This window comes from Streptomyces cylindrosporus, from assembly GCF_022698165.1.
Taxonomy (GTDB): domain Bacteria; phylum Actinomycetota; class Actinomycetes; order Streptomycetales; family Streptomycetaceae; genus Streptomyces; species Streptomyces cylindrosporus.
Genome location: NZ_JALDAY010000013.1, coordinates 80,484 through 97,140 on the forward strand (window position 1 = coordinate 80,484; position 16,657 = coordinate 97,140).

The 16,657-nt window shown below is 70.8% G+C and carries 17 protein-coding genes; 11 read left to right on the forward strand and 6 right to left on the reverse strand.

The annotated features are described in order from the left end of the window. Nucleotides 1-27: 27 nt before the first annotated feature. Nucleotides 28-1,500: an aminotransferase class I/II-fold pyridoxal phosphate-dependent enzyme gene (locus MQP27_RS37320; protein ID WP_242773671.1), complete on the reverse strand. Its 1,473-nt coding sequence runs from the start codon at nt 1,498-1,500 to the stop codon at nt 28-30. Between the two features lie 218 nt (nt 1,501-1,718). Here MQP27_RS37320 and MQP27_RS37325 point away from each other — a divergent pair, with 218 nt between their 5' ends. The 3 genes from MQP27_RS37325 to MQP27_RS37335 all read left to right on the forward strand — a co-directional run bounded on the left by MQP27_RS37325 (nt 1,719) and on the right by MQP27_RS37335 (nt 4,512). Continuing rightward, nucleotides 1,719-2,570 (forward strand): GAF and ANTAR domain-containing protein, encoded by an 852-nt coding sequence (locus MQP27_RS37325; RefSeq protein ID WP_242773672.1) that lies wholly within the window; start codon nt 1,719-1,721, stop codon nt 2,568-2,570. Next, nucleotides 2,567-3,292 carry a GAF and ANTAR domain-containing protein gene (locus MQP27_RS37330; protein WP_242773673.1) on the forward strand — a complete coding sequence of 242 codons (726 nt, stop codon included), beginning with the start codon at nt 2,567-2,569 and terminating at the stop codon, nt 3,290-3,292. The genes MQP27_RS37325 and MQP27_RS37330 overlap by 4 nt, the downstream gene beginning before the upstream one ends. Nucleotides 3,293-3,498: 206 nt before the next feature. Further along, a complete protein-coding gene (locus tag MQP27_RS37335; protein ID WP_242773674.1) occupies nt 3,499-4,512 on the forward strand; it encodes a DNA topoisomerase IB in 1,014 nt (337 codons plus the stop codon). A gap of 23 nt (nt 4,513-4,535) precedes the next feature. Here the strand turns inward: MQP27_RS37335 and MQP27_RS37340 are convergent, their stop codons facing one another. Continuing rightward, nucleotides 4,536-5,201, reverse strand: coding sequence for an ANTAR domain-containing protein (locus tag MQP27_RS37340; protein ID WP_242773676.1), 666 nt, complete (start codon nt 5,199-5,201; stop codon nt 4,536-4,538). Nucleotides 5,202-5,413: 212 nt separating this feature from the next. Here MQP27_RS37340 and MQP27_RS37345 point away from each other — a divergent pair, with 212 nt between their 5' ends. Together MQP27_RS37345 and MQP27_RS37350 are read left to right on the forward strand one after the other, a co-directional pair. Then, nucleotides 5,414-5,764 carry a MarR family transcriptional regulator gene (locus MQP27_RS37345; protein WP_242773678.1) on the forward strand — a complete coding sequence of 117 codons (351 nt, stop codon included), beginning with the start codon at nt 5,414-5,416 and terminating at the stop codon, nt 5,762-5,764. A 96-nt stretch (nt 5,765-5,860) separates the two neighbouring features. Further along, the gene (locus MQP27_RS37350; protein WP_242773680.1) at nt 5,861-6,421 is read left to right on the forward strand and encodes a hypothetical protein; all 561 of its coding nucleotides are present in this window, start codon (nt 5,861-5,863) and stop codon (nt 6,419-6,421) included. A gap of 15 nt (nt 6,422-6,436) precedes the next feature. Here MQP27_RS37350 and MQP27_RS37355 read toward each other — a convergent pair whose 3' ends face one another. After that, nucleotides 6,437-6,805, reverse strand: a complete 369-nt coding sequence (locus MQP27_RS37355; RefSeq protein ID WP_242773683.1) for a winged helix-turn-helix transcriptional regulator — start codon at nt 6,803-6,805, stop codon at nt 6,437-6,439. Between the two features lie 74 nt (nt 6,806-6,879). On the opposite strand from MQP27_RS37355, the gene MQP27_RS37360 reads away from it, so the two are divergent. The 3 genes from MQP27_RS37360 to ctaF all read left to right on the forward strand — a co-directional run bounded on the left by MQP27_RS37360 (nt 6,880) and on the right by ctaF (nt 9,899). Further along, nucleotides 6,880-7,572, forward strand: coding sequence for an NADPH-dependent F420 reductase (locus tag MQP27_RS37360; RefSeq protein WP_242773685.1), 693 nt, complete (start codon nt 6,880-6,882; stop codon nt 7,570-7,572). Between the two features lie 252 nt (nt 7,573-7,824). After that, the gene (ctaD, locus tag MQP27_RS37365; protein ID WP_242773687.1) at nt 7,825-9,498 is read left to right on the forward strand and encodes an aa3-type cytochrome oxidase subunit I; all 1,674 of its coding nucleotides are present in this window, start codon (nt 7,825-7,827) and stop codon (nt 9,496-9,498) included. Continuing rightward, nucleotides 9,495-9,899, forward strand: coding sequence for an aa3-type cytochrome oxidase subunit IV (gene ctaF, locus MQP27_RS37370; protein WP_242773689.1), 405 nt, complete (start codon nt 9,495-9,497; stop codon nt 9,897-9,899). The genes ctaD and ctaF overlap by 4 nt, the downstream gene beginning before the upstream one ends. Here the strand turns inward: ctaF and qcrB are convergent. Together qcrB and MQP27_RS37380 are read right to left on the reverse strand one after the other, a co-directional pair. Then, nucleotides 9,814-11,289, reverse strand: a complete 1,476-nt coding sequence (qcrB, locus tag MQP27_RS37375) for a cytochrome bc1 complex cytochrome b subunit (protein ID WP_242774208.1) — start codon at nt 11,287-11,289, stop codon at nt 9,814-9,816. The genes ctaF and qcrB overlap by 86 nt on opposite strands. A 279-nt stretch (nt 11,290-11,568) precedes the next feature. Next, nucleotides 11,569-12,906, reverse strand: coding sequence for an aminotransferase-like domain-containing protein (locus MQP27_RS37380; protein WP_242773691.1), 1,338 nt, complete (start codon nt 12,904-12,906; stop codon nt 11,569-11,571). An 89-nt stretch (nt 12,907-12,995) separates the two neighbouring features. On the opposite strand from MQP27_RS37380, the gene MQP27_RS37385 reads away from it, so the two are divergent. After that, the gene (locus MQP27_RS37385; protein WP_242773693.1) at nt 12,996-13,613 is read left to right on the forward strand and encodes a DJ-1/PfpI family protein; all 618 of its coding nucleotides are present in this window, start codon (nt 12,996-12,998) and stop codon (nt 13,611-13,613) included. Nucleotides 13,614-13,648: 35 nt separating this feature from the next. Here the strand turns inward: MQP27_RS37385 and MQP27_RS37390 are convergent, their stop codons facing one another. Then, nucleotides 13,649-14,185 (reverse strand): hypothetical protein, encoded by a 537-nt coding sequence (locus MQP27_RS37390; protein ID WP_242773696.1) that lies wholly within the window; start codon nt 14,183-14,185, stop codon nt 13,649-13,651. A gap of 138 nt (nt 14,186-14,323) precedes the next feature. Between MQP27_RS37390 and MQP27_RS37395 the strand changes: the two genes are divergently transcribed. Then, a complete protein-coding gene (locus tag MQP27_RS37395) occupies nt 14,324-15,538 on the forward strand; it encodes an MFS transporter (RefSeq protein ID WP_242773699.1) in 1,215 nt (404 codons plus the stop codon). Between the two features lie 430 nt (nt 15,539-15,968). Further along, complete coding sequence (locus MQP27_RS37400) at nt 15,969-16,544, forward strand: transcriptional regulator (protein ID WP_242773703.1); 576 nt, start codon at nt 15,969-15,971, stop codon at nt 16,542-16,544. Nucleotides 16,545-16,657 lie beyond the last annotated feature (113 nt).

A 16,657-nucleotide genomic window follows, 5' to 3' on the forward strand; every position in this document is an offset into this window, starting at 1 on the left:
AACCGACACCCACGACCTTCGCCCGGGTCAGTCCTGGGCCGCCACACGGATCGTGTCGAGGCCGCTGTCGGCCGCGTCGGGAAGGTTCATGCCGGCCCGGACCCCCGAGGCCAGGTACCGCAGCACCGGCGCGCTGAGGCGCTCGCCGGGCAGGACGGCCGGGATGCCCGGGGGATACGGCGTGATCATCTCGCCGGCGATCCGGCCCTCGGCCTCCTTCACCGGCACATCGGTGTGGTCCGCGAAGTACGCGTCGCGCGGCAGGCGGACCTGCGCCATCCGCAACTCGGCCGGGGACGGCACGTCGACCCGCGGGGCGTCCCGCAGCTCGTCCGCGTGCTCGGCCAGATCGCGCAGCCCACCCAGCAGCCGGGCCGCCGTGTCCTCGTCGTCGGCATGGGTGAACTGGGCGCTGACACGACGGTGGTCGAACAGGTGCATGTCGAGATGGTGGTGCTCGCGCAGCCAGTCGGCGGCCGCGTACCCGGTGGTGCCCAGGTCGCTGATGTCCATGACGACCGGCAGAGGGTCGAACTCGGCGGCCAGCCCGGGACCGCAGAAGTCGTCCGCGTCGTTGACATGGAAGCCGTCGATCTCCTCGATCGAACTACGCACGCGGTACGCCAACCGGAGTGCGTCGTCGATGAGTTCGTGCCCGTGCTGGACCATCTGCCGCCGCCAGGCGTCGATCCCGGCGTACAGCAGCACGTTGGGGCTGGTAGTGCCGAGCAGGTCGGCGCGCGAGGAGAGCTCCGCCGGATCGACGAGATCGCCCTGAAGATGGAAGACGGACCCCTGCTCCAGACCGCTGCCCATCTTGTGGATGCTCGTCACGCACACGTCGGCGCCCGCGTCCATCGCCCAGGACGGCAGGCCCTCGTGGAAGGGCAGGTGCGCTCCCCACGCCTCGTCCACGATCAGCGGGCGGCCCCGGTGGTGGCAGACCTCCGCGATGCCGCGCAGGTCGGCGGCCGTACCGTACGGCGTCGGACTGGTGACGAGGGCGCCGTCGGCCTCCGGGTTCTCGATGAACGCCTTCTCGTAGGCCGCGGCCGACGGGGGATGGGCGAGGTGGCGGCCCGCGTCCCACTCCGGTTCGACCCACACCGGTTCGACACCGGACAGGATCAGACCGGCCACCACCGACTTGTGCGCGTCCCGGCCGACCAGCAGCCGGTGCCCGGGGCGCGTCACGGTCAGCATGGCCGCCTTGACCGACAGCGAACTGCCGCAGGTGGAGAAGAAGGTGTGCTCCGCGTGCACCGCCTCGGCCATCAGCTCCTCGGCCCGCTCCAGCACCCGGCCGCGCGACAGACGGTCGTCCAGTCCGCCGCTCGCCAGTACGTCACCGAGGTACACGGCGTCACCGAGCACCGCCCGCGCCCGCGGATCGGCGCCGCGCGCCTGTTTGTGCCCGGGCGGCGAGAAGCCCAGCTCACCGGCATCCCGGTAGCTGGCGAGAGCGTCGAGTACGGGCACCTCGTCGTGGTTGAGAGCCATGGTCACGGAGTTCCCCGGACGGCCGGGCACATGCCTGCGTCCGGTCCGGATGGCCCGGCCGCCGCCGGGTACCCGGCCCGCGTCGCTCCCGGAAGAAGGCATCCGGCCGGCTCGCCGCAGCGCGGCCGTGCCGCCCGGATGCGGTCGGGGAGGGCCGGGATCGGGAAACGGGTCGAGCAGGTCTGCCGACCTTGCTCGCCGGAGCGGAGGTGTCGACCGTGCCACCTGACCGCTCCGCGCAGCCTCCCGGCGACGCCGACCCCTCGCGGGCGGAGGTACGGCTGCGTGTCGTCGAGGTGCTCTCCGCCGCCGCCCGGGGCGCCGACACACACCAGGCCCCGGAGGCACTGTGCCGGGCCTGCGTCGGTCTGCTGCCCGTGACCGGCGCCTCGGTGTCGATCTCCGGGTCCGCCCCGGCGGTGCGGGCCACCTGGTGCGCCAGCGACCGGATCGCCGCCCAGCTCGCCGAGGCCCAGTACACACTGGGCGACGGCCCCTGCCAGACGGCCCTGTCGGAGGCGACCCCGGTGCTCGCCGCGGACCTCGCGGAAGGCCCGGACAGCAGACGCTGGCCCGTCTTCGCCCACCAGGCGGTGGAACTCGGCGTACGGGCGGTGTTCTCGCTGCCGCTCGGGGTGGGCGGGCCGCCGATCGGCACGCTGGATCTCTACCGCGACCGGCCCGGCGGTCTGTCCGGCAGCGAACTCGCGATCGCGCTGTGGACGCGGGACGCGGTCACGTTCGCGGTGATGAATCTGCATCCCCGCCGCAACGACGGCGAACAGCGGCCCGGCGACGAGGTAGCGTCATGGGTGGAGGCCGCGGAGGCCGAGCACAGCGAGGTCCACCAGGCGATCGGCATGGTCATGGTGCAGCTGCGAGTGGACCCCGAGGAGGCCCTGGACCGGATGCGGGCACGCGCCTTCGTACAGGGCCGTACGGTCACCGAGGTGGCCAGGGACGTCGTCGCCCGCCGGCTGCGCCTGCGTACGGACGCGGAGGGCGGGCAGGGCGACCGGAAGGGCCGGGGAGACACCGGCGACGACGGACTGGACGGTGACCCGTCATGAACCGCGAACAGCAGCTCGCCGAGGCGCTCGTCGGGCTGGCGGACTCCTTCGCGGACGACGTCGACCCCGTGGTCCTCCTCGACCGCCTCGCCGCCGACTGCCGGCAGATCACGGGCGCCGACGCGGTCGGCATCATGGTCGCCCCGCTGCGCGGCGGTCTGCGCACGATGGCCGTCACCGACGACCGCGTCGCCCTCGTCGAGCTCTTCCAGTTGCAGACCGACGAAGGCCCCTGCGTGGACTGCTACCGCCTGGGCGAGCGCGTGGACGCCACCGACCTGGCGACGAGCACGGACCGCTGGCCGCAAGCGGCCCCCCTGGCCCGGGAGATGGGCTTCCGCTCCATGCACGCCCTGCCGCTGCGCGTGCACAACCAGCCGATCGGCGCGGTCAACCTCCTGCTCAACACGGCCGGCGGACTGCCGGAGCTGGACCTGCACCTGGTGCAGGCCCTCGCCGACGTCACCGCCGTGGCCCTGGTCAACTGGCATCCGCACCCCCTGCGCCCCGACGACGTCAGCACCCGCGTGCAGGCCGCGGTCGCCGCGAAGGCGACGGTCGAGATCGCCGCCGGGATGGTCGCCGAACACGGTGGCCTGACCATCCCCGAGGCCCACGCGGCCCTGCGCGCCTATGCCCGCCACACCGGCGACCGCCTCACGCAGGTCACGCAGGCCCTCGTCCGGCGCAGCCTCACGCCGGAGACGGTCCTCACCGCCTGAAGCAGGGCACGGTCCGTACCGGCTGGAGCGGGCGACGGTCTGCACCGGTCGAACCGGGCCACGTCCGCACGCGCCGGCTCGCGGACGGACCGACGGCATCGGCGGCCGCTTGCCGGGAACCCGGTCCCCGGCACCGCCTCGCACCGGCCCGCCCGGGCCGCGCCGCGGTGCCGGACCTGGTTCACGGGCCGGAGGAGGTGCGGTCGGTGCGTCTGAGGACGAGCGACGTCCATGCCCCGGGGTACGCCCGCGTGCGCTGCGGGCGCGGCTTCCGCTATCTCGACGCCGACGGGCGGCCGGTCACGGACCCGGCCGAGCGGGAGCGGCTGCGTGGTCTCGTGATCCCGCCCGCGTGGACGGACGTGTGGATCTGCTCCATGCCGAACGGCCACATCCAGGCCATCGGCACCGACGCCGCGGGCCGCCGCCAGTACCTCTACCACCCCCTCTTCCGGGAGCGGCAGGAGGCGGCCAAGCACGACCACGTACTGGCCGTGGCCGAGCACCTGCCACGGCTGCGCGAACGCGTCACGGCGGACCTCGCCCTGCGCGGCCTGTGCCACGACCGCGTGCTGGGCTGCGCGACCCGCCTGCTGGACCTCGGCTTCTTCCGCGTCGGCAACGAGTCGTACACCAAGGACAACGAGACCTACGGCCTGACCACACTGCTGCGCGAGCACGTCTCCTGCCGCCGCGGCGCGGTGTGCTTCACCTACGTCGGCAAGAACGCCAAGGAGATCTCCCGCACCCTCGTGGACGAGCCGGCCTGCACCGCCACCCGGGCGCTGCTGCGGCGGTCCGACGACGGCCCGCGCCTGTTCGCCTACTGGCAGCGCCGTGCCTGGAACGACGTGCACGCGGACGACCTCAACGAGTACCTGCGCGACGCCTCCGGGGCCGACCTCACCGCGAAGGACTTCCGCACCTGGCACGCCACCGTCCTCGCGGCCGTCGCGCTGGCCGTCTCCGCCCCGGCGGCGGAGGGGTCCGCCACGGCCCGCAAGCGTGCCGTGCGCCGGGCGGTCCGGGAGGTGGCGGACTACCTGGGCAACACCCCGGCCGTCTGCCGGGCGTCGTACATCAACCCGCGTGTCGTCGAGCACTTCGAGGAGGGCCGCACCATCGCCCCGGCCCTCGACCGCCTCGGTATCGACGCGGCGCCGGGACGCCTGGCCACGCACGGCGCCATCGAGGACGCGGTCCGACGGCTCCTCGGCTAGCCCGAACCTCCGCCGAACCGCCCCTACCAGCAGGCCTGCGCCTCGTACGCGCTCTCGCGGACGGGCTCGGGCTCGGGATCGGCGCCGTCCCTCGACCGCGCCCCGTTCCTGCCGGCCTTGGCGACGGCCGCCGTCAGCTGCTTCTGGACCGCGTCCGGCAGCGCGGCGCCGTGCACGGCGGACACGACGTCCTTGGCAAGGCGGTGCAGTTTGGTGTTTGTGTTCTGCGAGGCGGTGACCAGTGCCTCCCACGCCTGCTCCGGGTCCAGGTTGAAGGACGCCATCAGGATCCCGCGGGCCAGGTCGATGTCCGGCCGGGTCCGCAGCGCACGCCGGAGCTGGACGACCTCGGCCTGCAGCAGCCCGTCGTCGGCGAGTTCGGGGGGCTCGGCGGGTTCGGCCGTGAAGAGTCCGTAGGTGTCCGTGAACCTCAACAGGCGCTCCGCGGCGGGGCTGGCGGACGTGACGGTGACCGTCTTCTCCATGGCGGACGCGTCACGGCGCACGGCGAGCAGCACGTTGAGCGCGGAACAGTCCGCGAAGGACAGCCCGCCCAGGTCCAGGTCCACCCCGGTCCGCGACCTGGCGAGGGCATCGCGCAGCGCGTGCCGAAGACTCTGGCTGTCATCGAGACAGAACTCACCGCTCACCGTGACGGCCACCCGCTCGCCGTCCGGTCCCGCCTTCACCACCAGATCCCTGGAGGGCTCAGACGTGCGACCGGCGCGGTGTCCGCTCGTGAACGGCTCCTCATGGGAACGTTCCGGCATGATCGCCTCTCGCTGAACACTCGAAGTAAACCCTTCTCCCAGGCTCATACCCCCTTCATGACACGTCAAGGCATACATGAATTTTCTTTCGCGTTTTTGTGTGCGCGAACGTTCGGTCGTACGATTTGCTCATGGTGGGAGTCGATGGAGTACCCGAGCCGCACAACGGATGGACGTTCCTCACCAGCCACGCGCGCGTGTTGGCCAGCATCGCCGACAACCACAACGCCAGGATCCGCGACATCGCGGCTCGCTGCAGACTCACCGAGCGGGCCGTGCAGAAGATCATCGCGGACCTGGAGCGCGACGGCTATCTGTCCCACACCCGCAGCGGCCGGGCCAACAGCTACCGCATCGATCCGAGCAAGATCCTGCGCCACCCGGCCGAGGCCGGTCTGACCGTGGCGTCTCTGCTGTCGATGCTGGTCCGGGACGAGGCCGAGCGCCAGGGCGTGGTCGGGCAGGTCCGGGCCGAGCCCTGAGGCTGCTCCGCCCGCAGATCGTGCTACGCCCCACCCGCCGAGGACTGCGCCCGGAGCAGGTACAGTCCCGGCGAGCCGATCGGAGTCGGGGGCGGTATGAGCAGCTCGGTCAGCCAGATCCTGGTCGCGGTCCTGGGCATCGGTGGCACCCTCGCCTCCGCCCTGCTCACGCAGCGCGCCGGCAACCGCGCCCGGGACCGTGAGTTGCAGCATGCGCGACAACTCCAGGCGGACGAGCGTGAATACGTCACTCGGCAGACTCGGCTCGAAGCGCGTCGCACATGCTACGCAGCCCTCAACGCCGGTACGCGCGACTTCATCAACGTGATGACGAAACTCGTCCACGCTCTGGAGAGGGACGAGGTGACCGAGGAACTGCGGTCGGACCTGGACCGATCACGCCGTGACCACCGCTTGCGTCACGCGGAGGCCCAGATGGTGCTGCCTGACCCCGTCATGACCGCAGCCAGCACCGTGAACCGTCACTTCGGCGATCTCTACGGCCTGCTGCTACGGCTGGACAGGGGAACCCCCGAACCGGGAGAGAACGTCGAAGCCGCCCGGGAGACCATGAACCGGCTGTGGGACGCGCTGTGGACCATGCGCCACGTCATGCGCGTCGACCTCGGGATCACTCCACCCGATGAGGGCGCGTAGGCCCGTACCGCCGTTTCAGGACGACGACCGGGCGGCGGCGCATTCGGCCTCCTGGGCGGCGATGACCTCATCGCCATGCTCGACGGCCCATGCTCCGACAGCGTCGATGGGGGCCAGCAAAGTCCGCCCCAGGGCGGTGAGTTCGTAGTCGACACGCGGTGGCGCGCCGGGGTGTGCCCGCCGGTCCACCAGTCCGTTGGACTGCAAGCGCCGAAGCGTCTCGGTGAGGACCTTGGAACTGATCCCCCCGATCTGCTCGCGTAGTTCGACCGGGCGTCTGGGGCCCTCGCGCAGTGCCCAGAGCACGACGGCGTTCCAGGTGTTGGACAGGAGGTCGAAGGCCAGGCGGGCGCGGCAGTCGGCAAGGAAAGCGTCGGACGTCACGTACCAAATGGTGCCCGACGGGCCCTCTAGCGTCGTTGCGGAAGGTCCGAGCAGGTCCTGGGAGGAAGTGCGTGATGAGAATCGGTGTACTGGGCACAGGCGGCATGGCGGACGCGCTCGCCGCCCACTGGGTCCGAGCCGGGCACGAGGTAGCCATCGGAGGACGCGACGCGCACAAGGCGCAGCGGCTCGCGACGCGCCTCGGGCGCGGTGCGAAGCCTGCCGGTCTTCGCGCGGCGGCCGAGTTCGGGCAGGTGGTGCTGGCCGCACTGCCCTTCGCCGCGGGGGCACGCGTGGTGCGGGAACTGCGGACGGCCCTGGACCGCAAGGTACTGATCGACTGCTCCAACCCGGTTGGTCCGCGCTTCGCGCTGCTGACGCAGGGCGGCCCCTCGGCCGCACAGCAACTGGCCGCGGCGGCACCGGGAACTCATGTGGTCAAGGCGTTCAATCTCTGCCACGAGGACGTGTGGCGCATGTCGCCGCCCGTCTTCGACGGCCGGCCACTGGCCGTTCCGGTCTGCGGGGACGACGAGACAGCTCTCGCACTTGTTCACCAGTTGGTGCGGCATGTCGGTTGCGAACCAGTGTCCGGCGGCGGTCTCGAACGAGCCGGACTCCTTGAAGCGACCGCCGCGCTCTTCATCGGGCTGTGGGTCGGCGAGGGAGCCGATGTCCAGGCGATCGCTCCTCCGCTGGCCTGTGCCGCCGGACCGGGACGCGAGGAGCCGGGAGAAGCCGGCCGGGCGGTGGCGCCGGTCTGCTGAACGCCGACGCGGACCGCTTCTTCGGCGCGCCCGGACAAAGGCGCCTGGGAGAGGGGGTGGTCGCGGAGGCGTGGCGGACCCGGTGTTCGGGTGGTTCACCGGTAGCGTCGCCGCGAAAGGGGCGAATCGCCTCATTCGGAGTGTCGGGCCTGTGCCCGGGGCGGACGCCGGCCCACCGTGGCGCCGGTTTCCCGCCCCGCGAGCAGGGCACTCGCGAGGCGCTCGCCGCTCCCGGCACGGCTGAGGAGGACCATGACCGAAGTGGCACCACGCCTCGACGAAGGGCGTACGTCCTCCCCTGCCGGCGCCTCGCTGGGCCGCACCCTGCTGGGCTGGTTCACGACGACCGACCACAAGGTCATCGGCCGCCTCTACATGGCGACCGCGTTCGGGTTCTTCCTCTTCGGCGGCCTGCTCGCGCTGGGTATGCGCGCCGAACTGGCCCGGCCCGGGCTGCAGTTCATGAACCAGCACACCTACAACCAGCTCTTCACCATCCACGGCACGATCATGATGCTGCTGTTCGCGACCCCGATGTTCGCCGGGTTCGCGAACGCCGTGATGCCGCTGCAGATCGGCGCCCCGGACGTGGCGTTCCCCCGGCTCAACGCGCTGTCGTACTGGATGTACCTGTTCGGCGGGCTCATGGTCGTGTCGGGATTCGTGGTGCCGGGCGGCGCGGCCGCCTTCGGCTGGTTCGCGTACGCCCCGCTCAACAGCGCCTACTTCTCGCCCGGCGCGGGAGCCGACCTGTGGGTGATGGGCCTGGTCGTCACCGGCGTGTCCACCACCTTGGGCGCCGTCAACTTCATCACCACGATCCTGTGCCTGCGCGCCCCCGGCATGACCATGTTCCGGATGCCGATCTTCACGTGGAACACCCTGTTCACGTCGATCCTGGTGCTGCCCGCGTTCCCGGTCCTGACCGCGGCCCTGCTCGCCCTGGAGTGCGACCGCAAGTTCGGCTCGCACATCTTCGACGCGGCCAACGGCGGTGCCCTGCTGTGGCAGCACCTGTTCTGGTTCTTCGGGCATCCGGAGGTCTACATCGTGGCGCTGCCGTTCTTCGGCATCGTCTCCGAGATCCTCCCGGTCTTCTCGCGCAAGCCCCTCTTCGGCTACGTGCCCCTGATCGGCGCGACGATCGCCATCACCATGCTGTCGGCGGTCGTATGGGCGCACCACATGTTCGCCACCGGAGCGGTGCTGCTGCCGTTCTTCTCCGTCATGTCGTTCCTGATCGCGGTGCCCACCGGGATCAAGTTCTTCGCGTGGATCGGCACGATGCGCGGGGGCTCGCTGTCCTTCGAGACCCCCATGCTCTGGGCGGTCGGCTTCCTGGTGTCCTTCCTGCTGGGCGGCCTCAGCGGTGTGCTGCTCGCCTCGCCGCCCCTCGACTTCCACGTCACCGACTCGTACTTCGTCGTGGCGCACCTGCACTACGTGCTGTTCGGCACCGTCGTCTTCGCGATGTTCGCCGGCTTCTACTTCTGGTGGCCCAAGTTCACCGGGAAGATGCTCGACGAGCGGCTGGGCAAGCTGCACTTCTGGCTGCTGTTCCCGGGCTTCCAGTTGACGTTCCTGGTGCAGCACTGGCTGGGCGAGGAGGGGATGCCGCGCCGGTACGCCGACTACCTGCCCTCCGACGGCTTCACCCTCCTCAACACCCTCTCCTCCAGCGGCGCCTTCCTCCTCGGAGTCTCCACCCTGCCGTTCCTCTACAACGTCTGGCGCACCGCCACCAAGGGCACCCGCGTCACCGAGGACGACCCCTGGGGTTACGGCCGCGGCCTGGAATGGGCGACGGCCTGCCCGCCGCCGCGCCACAACTTCGTGGCCCTGCCCCGGGTGCGCTCGGAGTCCCCGGCCTTCGACCTGCACCACCCCGACATCGCGCAGCAGGCGAAGAAGGAAGGACTGCAGTGAAGATCGAGGCACTGCTCTTCGGAGGCGTCGCCGTCTTCTTCGCCGGCGCCGCCGCGCTCTACGGCCTGTGGTCGAGGGACCCGGCCGGCACGGCGGCCCTCATCGTGGCGTTCGCCATGGCCGCCCTCGTGTCGTTCTTCTGCGCGGTCCAGTACGCCCGCCGCGGTCGGCGCCCCCAGGACCGTACCGAGGCCGAAGTGGCCGACGCCGCCGGGCCGTTGGACTTCTTTCCGCCCCACAGCCCCTGGCCGGTGCTCACCGCCCTCGGCGTCGCCGTCGCGGCGACCGGTGTGGTGTTCGGGCTGTGGCTGTTCCTCATCGGCGTCGGGATTCTGGCGCGGAGCGTTCTGGGTCTGGTTTTCCAGTACGTGAACCGGGGCGCAGATCCGGAGCAGAGCTGACCGGCACGCGCGGAGCGCCGGGCCGGAAGTCCGTCACCGGGCGATGGCCGCTCTCGTAACCACCCGCCAGGGTCTGCCGCACCTCACCGGTCTCCTCGCCCTCGCTCAGCCGCTCCTGCTCCATCCGCAGCAGTGCGTGGCACAGCCCGCGGGTCAGCAGGAAGGCGACAACCGGCCCGACGACGAGGGCGATCCGCAGGATCCAGGTCAGGGTGTTCACCGAGATACGGAAGCTCTGCGCGATGACGTCGTTCCCGCCGGCCAGCAGCAGCACACCGTAGAAGGTGATGCCCGCGACGCCCAGCCCGGTGCGTACCGGCCGCTCGCGGGGCCGGTCGCACAGGTGCTGCTCCTGCCGCCACTCCCCGGTCAGCCGCTGCTCGACGAAGGGGTAGGCGTACAGGACGGCGAACAGCAGGCCGGGCAGAACGACGGCCGGCAGCAGCACGTTCCACATCAGGGTGTGCCCGGCGAAGTTCGTCTCCCACGGCGGCACGAGCCTGAGCGCGCCCTCCAGGAAGCCCACGTACCAGTCGGGCTGCGAGCCGGTGGAGACCTGGTCGGGGCGGTAGGGGCCGTACACCCACACCGGATTGATCTGGGCCACGCCGGCGAGGAGGGCCAGCACGCCGAAGACCGTCAGCGACAGGCCGATGGAGGAGGCCATGAACTGCGGGTAGAGCGGCTTGCCGACCGCGTTCGCGTTGGTGCGGCCGGGGCCGCGCCACTGTGTGTGCTTGAGATAGAACACCAGGATCAGATGCACCGTGACCAGCGCGACCAGCACTCCGGGCAGCAGCAGGATGTGCATGGCGTACAGGCGCGGAACGATGTCGTGGCCGGGGAACTGGCCGCCGAACACGAACATGGCGACATACGTCCCCACCACCGGGATCGACAGCATGATGCCCTGGGCGATCCGCAGCCCGGTCCCCGAGAGCAGGTCGTCGGGCAGTGAGTACCCGGCGAAACCCTCGGCCAGGGCGATCACGAACAGCGTGACGCCGATGACCCAGTTCATCTCGCGCGGCCTGCGGAAGGCGCCGGTGAAGAAGATACGCAGCAGGTGCAGCCCGATCGCGCCGATGAACACCAGCGCGGCCCAGTGGTGCATCTGCCGGATGAGCAGCCCGCCGCGCACGTCGAAGCTGATGTGCAGGGTCGAGTCGAAGGCCTCCGACATCCGCACCCCGCGCAGCGGCGCGTAGCCGCCGTCGTACACGACCTCGCGCATCTCGGGCTTGAAGAAGAGGGTCAGCCACACCCCGGTCAGCAGCAGGACGACAAGGCTGTAGAGGGCCAGCTCGCCGAGCAGGAACGACCAGTGGTCGGGGAAGGCCTTCCGCAGCAGCTGCCCGCCGCCGTCGTGGACCGGCAGCCGCCCGTCCACGGCGTTCGCGAACCGCTCGCCCGGCCGGGGGCGTTCACCCGGCTCGTTGGCGGTCGGCCGACGCGGCGCGGTCACCGCGCGTCCGCGAAGCAGCCCGTGATGTCCTCGCCCGGCACACTCCCCATGGACCCGCCTCCTGCTCACCCGCACGGCTGCACTCTGGTCATGCCTTGCCAGAGGTACGCCGCGCCGAGTACCCCACCCTGGCGAAACACTCGCACGACAAGCCCCAAACACCCGTTCAGCAGAGGCGGGTCCACCGGAGGCGCACACCCGGGTTCAGGCGTAGGCGTCCTCGACGGCGACACGCCGCACCGTACGCAGCGTCGAACGGAGACTGTCCGGATCCGTGGAGCCGAGAGCGAGGCGGAGTGCCTGCGGTGTGTGCTTCGTGGTGGTGAACGGCTCCGCCGTACTGACGGAGATGTGCTCACGCGCGAGGGCGGCGGTCAGCCGGTCGGCGCGCGCGTCGTCGGGCAGCGGCAGCCAGGTGAAGTACGACGAGGGGTGACCGACGAGCGGCAGGCCTGCCAGTTCCTGCCGGGCGAGGGCCTGGCGGGCCTTGGCGTCGTCGCGTTTCCGCGCCTCCAGGCGGTCCACCGTCCCGTCGTCGAGCCAGCGGCAGGCGATCGCGGTGGTGAGGGCCGGGGTGTTCCAGGTGGTCGCCCGAATCGCCCGTTCGAGCGCGGGCACCAGGGGTGGCGGGGCGAGGACGAAGCCGACCCGCAGGCCGGTGGCGACGCTCTTGGACAGCCCCGAGACGTGGACGGTGATGTCCGGCGCGGTCGCGGCCAGCGGCGGGGGAGAGGCCTCGACCAGGTAGGCGTACGCGGCGTCCTCGACGATGAGCGCACCGCACCGCCGCGCGGTCCCGACCAGACGGAGGCGGTCGGCCGCCGGCATGACCCAGCCGAGCGGGTTGTGCAGGGTGGGCATGGCGTAGATCGCCCGCACCGGGCGGGTCGCGCACAGCTTCTCCAGGGCGTCGAGATCGGGCCCGTCAGCGGTTACGGCGATGGGCTCCAGGTCGAGACGGAAGGCGTGCGCGAGCACCTTGAACCCCGGGTAGGTGAGCGCGTCGACCGCGACGACGTCCCCCGCTCTCAGCGCGGCCATGACCGTGACGGCCAGACCGTGCTGCGCCCCGTTGACGACGAGGACCTGATCGGCGTCGGCGGTGATCCCTCGACGCGTCAGATGCCGTGCGACGGAGGCCCTGTCCTGGGGGCGTCCTCGATGGGGTTGATAGCGCAGCAGGGAGTCGATCTCACCGGAGGTGGCCAGCTCGCGCAGGGCCTGCCGCAGCAGGTCCGCCTGCTCGGGCAGCGCGGGGTAGTTGAAGTTGAGGTCGACCACATCGGTGGCGGCGATCTGCTGGTCGATGCCGTGACCGGCGGGTACCGCGATGTCCCGCACGAACGTGCCGCGGCCCTGCTCCCGGCTCACCAGGCCCATCGCCTCCAGCTCGGCGTAGACCCGGGTGGCGGTGACGAGGGCGATGCCCTCGCGGGCGGCGAGGCCGCGGTGGGTCGGCAGCCGCGCTCCCGGGGCGAGCCGGCCCGACCGGATGTCGGAGGCGAGGGCGTCGACGAGCGTCTTGTACCGCGGGGCAGCCATGCGCCGGATTGTATCCATGACAATTCTTTGACTGTCCTGTTCGCGGGTCCTTACCGTCTAGCCCCACCCACCCGGAAGGGGCAGCCGCCGTGCACATCGCCATCCTCACCTTCGAGGGCTACAACGAGCTCGACTCCCTGATCGCCCTCGGCGTGCTCAACCGCATCAGGACCGACGACTGGCGTGTCACCATCGCCACCCCCACCCCCAAAGTGACCTCCATGAACGGGGTGGTCATCGAGCAGATGTCCACGCTTGAGGAAGCGTGCCGGGCCGACGCCGTGATCGTCGGCAGCGGCATCGCGACCCGCGAGGCCGTCGAAGACCCCGCGATCATGAACGTACTGCGCGGCCTTGACCCCTCGCGCCAACTCATCGCCGCGCAGTGCTCCGGCGCGCTCGTACTGGCCAGGCTCGGCCTGCTCAACGGCATCCCCGCGTGCACCGACCTGACCACCAAGCCGTGGGTCGTCGCCGCCGGCGTCGAGGTCCTCAACCAGCCCTTCTACGCCGAGGTCAACATCGCCACGGCCGGCGGCTGCCTCGCCTCCCACTACCTCGCCGCGTGGCTCATCACCCGCCTGAAGGGCAAGGACGCGGCCGAAAGCGCGCTGCACTATGTCGCGCCGGTCGGCGAAAAGGAAGAATACGCCGAGCGCGCGTGGCGCAACATCACGCCTTACCTGCCGGCGCCGGTGCTTGCCTGACATAGGCAGTTGGGCGCATTGCGACCCAGGTCGCGTCAGCCGTAGAGAAACGTCGGTCCGGTGCCGGTCCTGCTGAGACCCATGGCCTCAAGCGATTTGTCTCGATCCTGGCGCCGGTCGAATTCCTGGATCGCCGTGTGACCGGCCGGAGGCAGTACGCGCGCCACGTCGGCGAGGACGGCGTGGAGCGTGGTGCCGACGAGGGCCGCGGCATCGTTGAGCGCGGCGAGCACGAACAGGTTGTCGTACGGCTGCTCCAGCCGCCCCTCCGCCAGACTCACGGCCACGAGCCCGCGCCGGAGCGGCTCCACGGACAGGGTCCGCACCGCCATGGACGCCATCCGCTGCCCGTACGCGCTCAGTACGGCGGCGGCTCGCCCGTCGACGGCGTCGGCCATCTTCAGTCTGAGCGAGGCGGATCCGTTCGTGTGGGCGACGACGATCGCCTCGACCGCGTCGTCGAGTTCGTGTGGGAGCCGGATCCCCAGATAGCCGTTGAAGCGTTTGTCGCGAAGGCGTGGCAGGAGGGCTTCCGGTCCTTGCGCGGGATGGCTGTCGCGGCGACGGGGCAAGCCGGTCTCCCTTCCATTCCGAGGCGGCCCGTCTGTACAGCTCTGAGCCGACGCCGCTACGTTGACGTCCAGAATCGGGCTCGTCGACGCGTTGGTGGCTGGGTGGCGCGTCTCCTCGACGTGTCCGACGGAGACATCGTGTCCTACCGCTCCCTGCTGAGGGCTGCGGGCGCCGGCTTCTTCCCGCTGGGACTGCTCGCCCGCCTGCCGTACGCGACCTCAGCCCTTTCCACGCTCATCCTGCTCCAGACCTCGACCCACAACTACGCCTTCGCCGGGCTCGGCGGCGCGACCCAGAGCATCGCCACCGCCCTCGGCGGCCCGTTGGTCGGAACCCTGGCCGACCGCCACGGCCACCGCGTGGTCGGTGTAGTCGCCGCGATCGCCAACTTCGCCGCCTGGGCAGCCCTGCTGGCCGCGAGCCTCACCGGCGGCCGACAGGGCATGCTCGTCGCGGCCGCCCTCGTGGGCCTGACCCAACCCCAGGTCGGCCCCCTCGTACGCGTGCACTGGTCACGCCTGTTGCACGCCCGCGGCGAGCGCGAGTTGCTCCCGGCGGCCTTGTCCTACGAGGCGTCCGCCGACGAGCTGAGCTTCGTCGCCGGACCGGTGTTCGTCGGGCTGCTCACCTCCCTCAGCCCGCTTGCGCCGACCATCGCGACCATGACGGTGATCGCGGCGACCACCCTGCCCTTCGCAGCGGTCTACGCCCACCCCGCCCCTCACCAGCAGCCGACCGCGCCGCAGGAGAAGCCGCGCCTGCCCCGTCGCCCGCTCGCCGTCATGTTCCTGGCCATGGCCGCGATGGGGGCGGTATTCGGCTCGCTCCAGACGGCCGTGACCGTCTACGCCGACGCGATCGACGAGCCGGGAGCCGCAGGACTCGTCTACGCCGAGTTCGGCATCGGCAGCGCTCTGGCCGGTGTCGCCTGCGCCTGGCTCCCTCGGCAGTTCACCCTGCGCGCCCGCTATCTCTCCTTCGCGGCCACCCTGTGCGCGGGCATGCTCGTCCTGTTCGTCGGCGCCCGGCTGCTGTCCCTGCCCGCCGCGGTCGCCGCCGCGAGCCTGACCGTCGCGCCCTACATGATCAGCCTGTACGCGTTGACCGAACGCCTCGCCCCCGCCGAGCGGGCCGCGGTCGCCATGACCGTCCTGTGCGCCGGCGGCCCCCTCGGCGCGGCGGTCGGCCAGGCCGTATCCGGCAGCCTTGCGCAGAGCTACGGCATCGACGGCGCCCTCCTGGTCGCATTCACCGCCGCGGCGGCAGCCTTGCTGCTTGCGCTCTCGGCATTCCTGGCCGACCGGCGGCGCAACATCTGGATCGTCGACGCGACCGTCGTCAGCGGGGCGTGAAAAGCCCCGGCTGGACGGGGGAAGCCAGCCGGGGCCGTAGGTGGTGGCATGCGGAGGGCGGTCGCCTCTCGGCGGAATGCTCCATGGGGCTTCAGCCGAACGATCGTCCCCATGGGCGGAAGGTGAGGCCCGGGGACACTGTCCCCTCCGCAGCCACATACTCATGAACGCCGAACCGCCGCTGCCTGTTCCGCCGTTGACGCTGCTCGTCCAGTGAGGTGGCACACACCGGTCGGCGTTCTCGACAGTGCGCAGTCACGATATTCGGCGTCACCCGATGAGAGCATCCACGACGGAACTGAAAAGCCGGGAGAATACCGGAAGTTGGGGAGCGATGGGGTCATTCGAAGCCGCGAAATGCGATATGATCGACCTGTATTGAAAAGCCGCCCGTGCGGGCCCGTCGCCTATTCGGAACGAGGAGACCAGAGTGCCGGAGAGGAATATCAATTTCGGCAGTTTCGGGGCCCGGGGCATCAAAGGACATGAAGCAGTGGCCCGCCGGCTCGACGCACTCGCCGGGTTCATCGCCACCCCCATCACCCAACAGCGCGGCCTCCTGGCACGCCTGCACTACCTCACGCGCAGCGACCACGCCCGGCAGGCGGCCAGGGAGGCAGGTCTCGCGGTCACCGACCGCACCCTGAAGGCCTGGCTGGAGGGCAGGCGCAGCCCGTCCAAGAAGAACCTGCAGGCCATCGAGACCGCCTACCGCACGGTGCGGCGCCGCAACGTCGCCCGGTACCTCCTCGCCCGCCTCAACCGCGAAGGTCGCGGCACCCGCGTCGAGTTCCACCCGCTCAACCAGAGCCAGGTGCCCAGGCCCCGCCAGCGCGTGATCGAGTACCGCACCCTGAATGTCCGTCACTGGGACCGCATCGTCCAGGCCTGGGCCGCGGACGACGACGCGGCGCTCGACGACGCCTGGGTCAACGACGTGACCATGGACCTCGGCAGCCAGTGGGGCGAGTACGAGTACGTCACCACGATCGGATTCGCCGCCTAGAGCCAGGCCGGCACGGGTGGCGACCGACCACCATTTGGCCCCCGTCTTTGTACCTTTTGCGTTCGTTGGGGAACGTAGAAGAGTCAGTAGCCCTCCTTCTGGATGAAGGAGAT

Excerpts from the sequence above, each read along its gene's own strand:
- MQP27_RS37330 (WP_242773673.1), top strand. The coding sequence starts at position 2,567 with ATGAACCGCGAACAGCAGCTCGCCGAGGCGCTCGTCGGGCTGGCGGAC.
- MQP27_RS37380 (WP_242773691.1), bottom strand. The coding sequence starts at position 12,906 with ATGGCTGCCCCGCGGTACAAGACGCTCGTCGACGCCCTCGCCTCCGAC.
- MQP27_RS37350 (WP_242773680.1), top strand. The coding sequence starts at position 5,861 with ATGAGCAGCTCGGTCAGCCAGATCCTGGTCGCGGTCCTGGGCATCGGT.
- MQP27_RS37320 (WP_242773671.1), bottom strand. The coding sequence starts at position 1,500 with ATGGCTCTCAACCACGACGAGGTGCCCGTACTCGACGCTCTCGCCAGC.
- ctaD (WP_242773687.1), top strand. The coding sequence starts at position 7,825 with ATGACCGAAGTGGCACCACGCCTCGACGAAGGGCGTACGTCCTCCCCT.
- MQP27_RS37345 (WP_242773678.1), top strand. The coding sequence starts at position 5,414 with ATGGTGGGAGTCGATGGAGTACCCGAGCCGCACAACGGATGGACGTTC.
- MQP27_RS37360 (WP_242773685.1), top strand. The coding sequence starts at position 6,880 with ATGAGAATCGGTGTACTGGGCACAGGCGGCATGGCGGACGCGCTCGCC.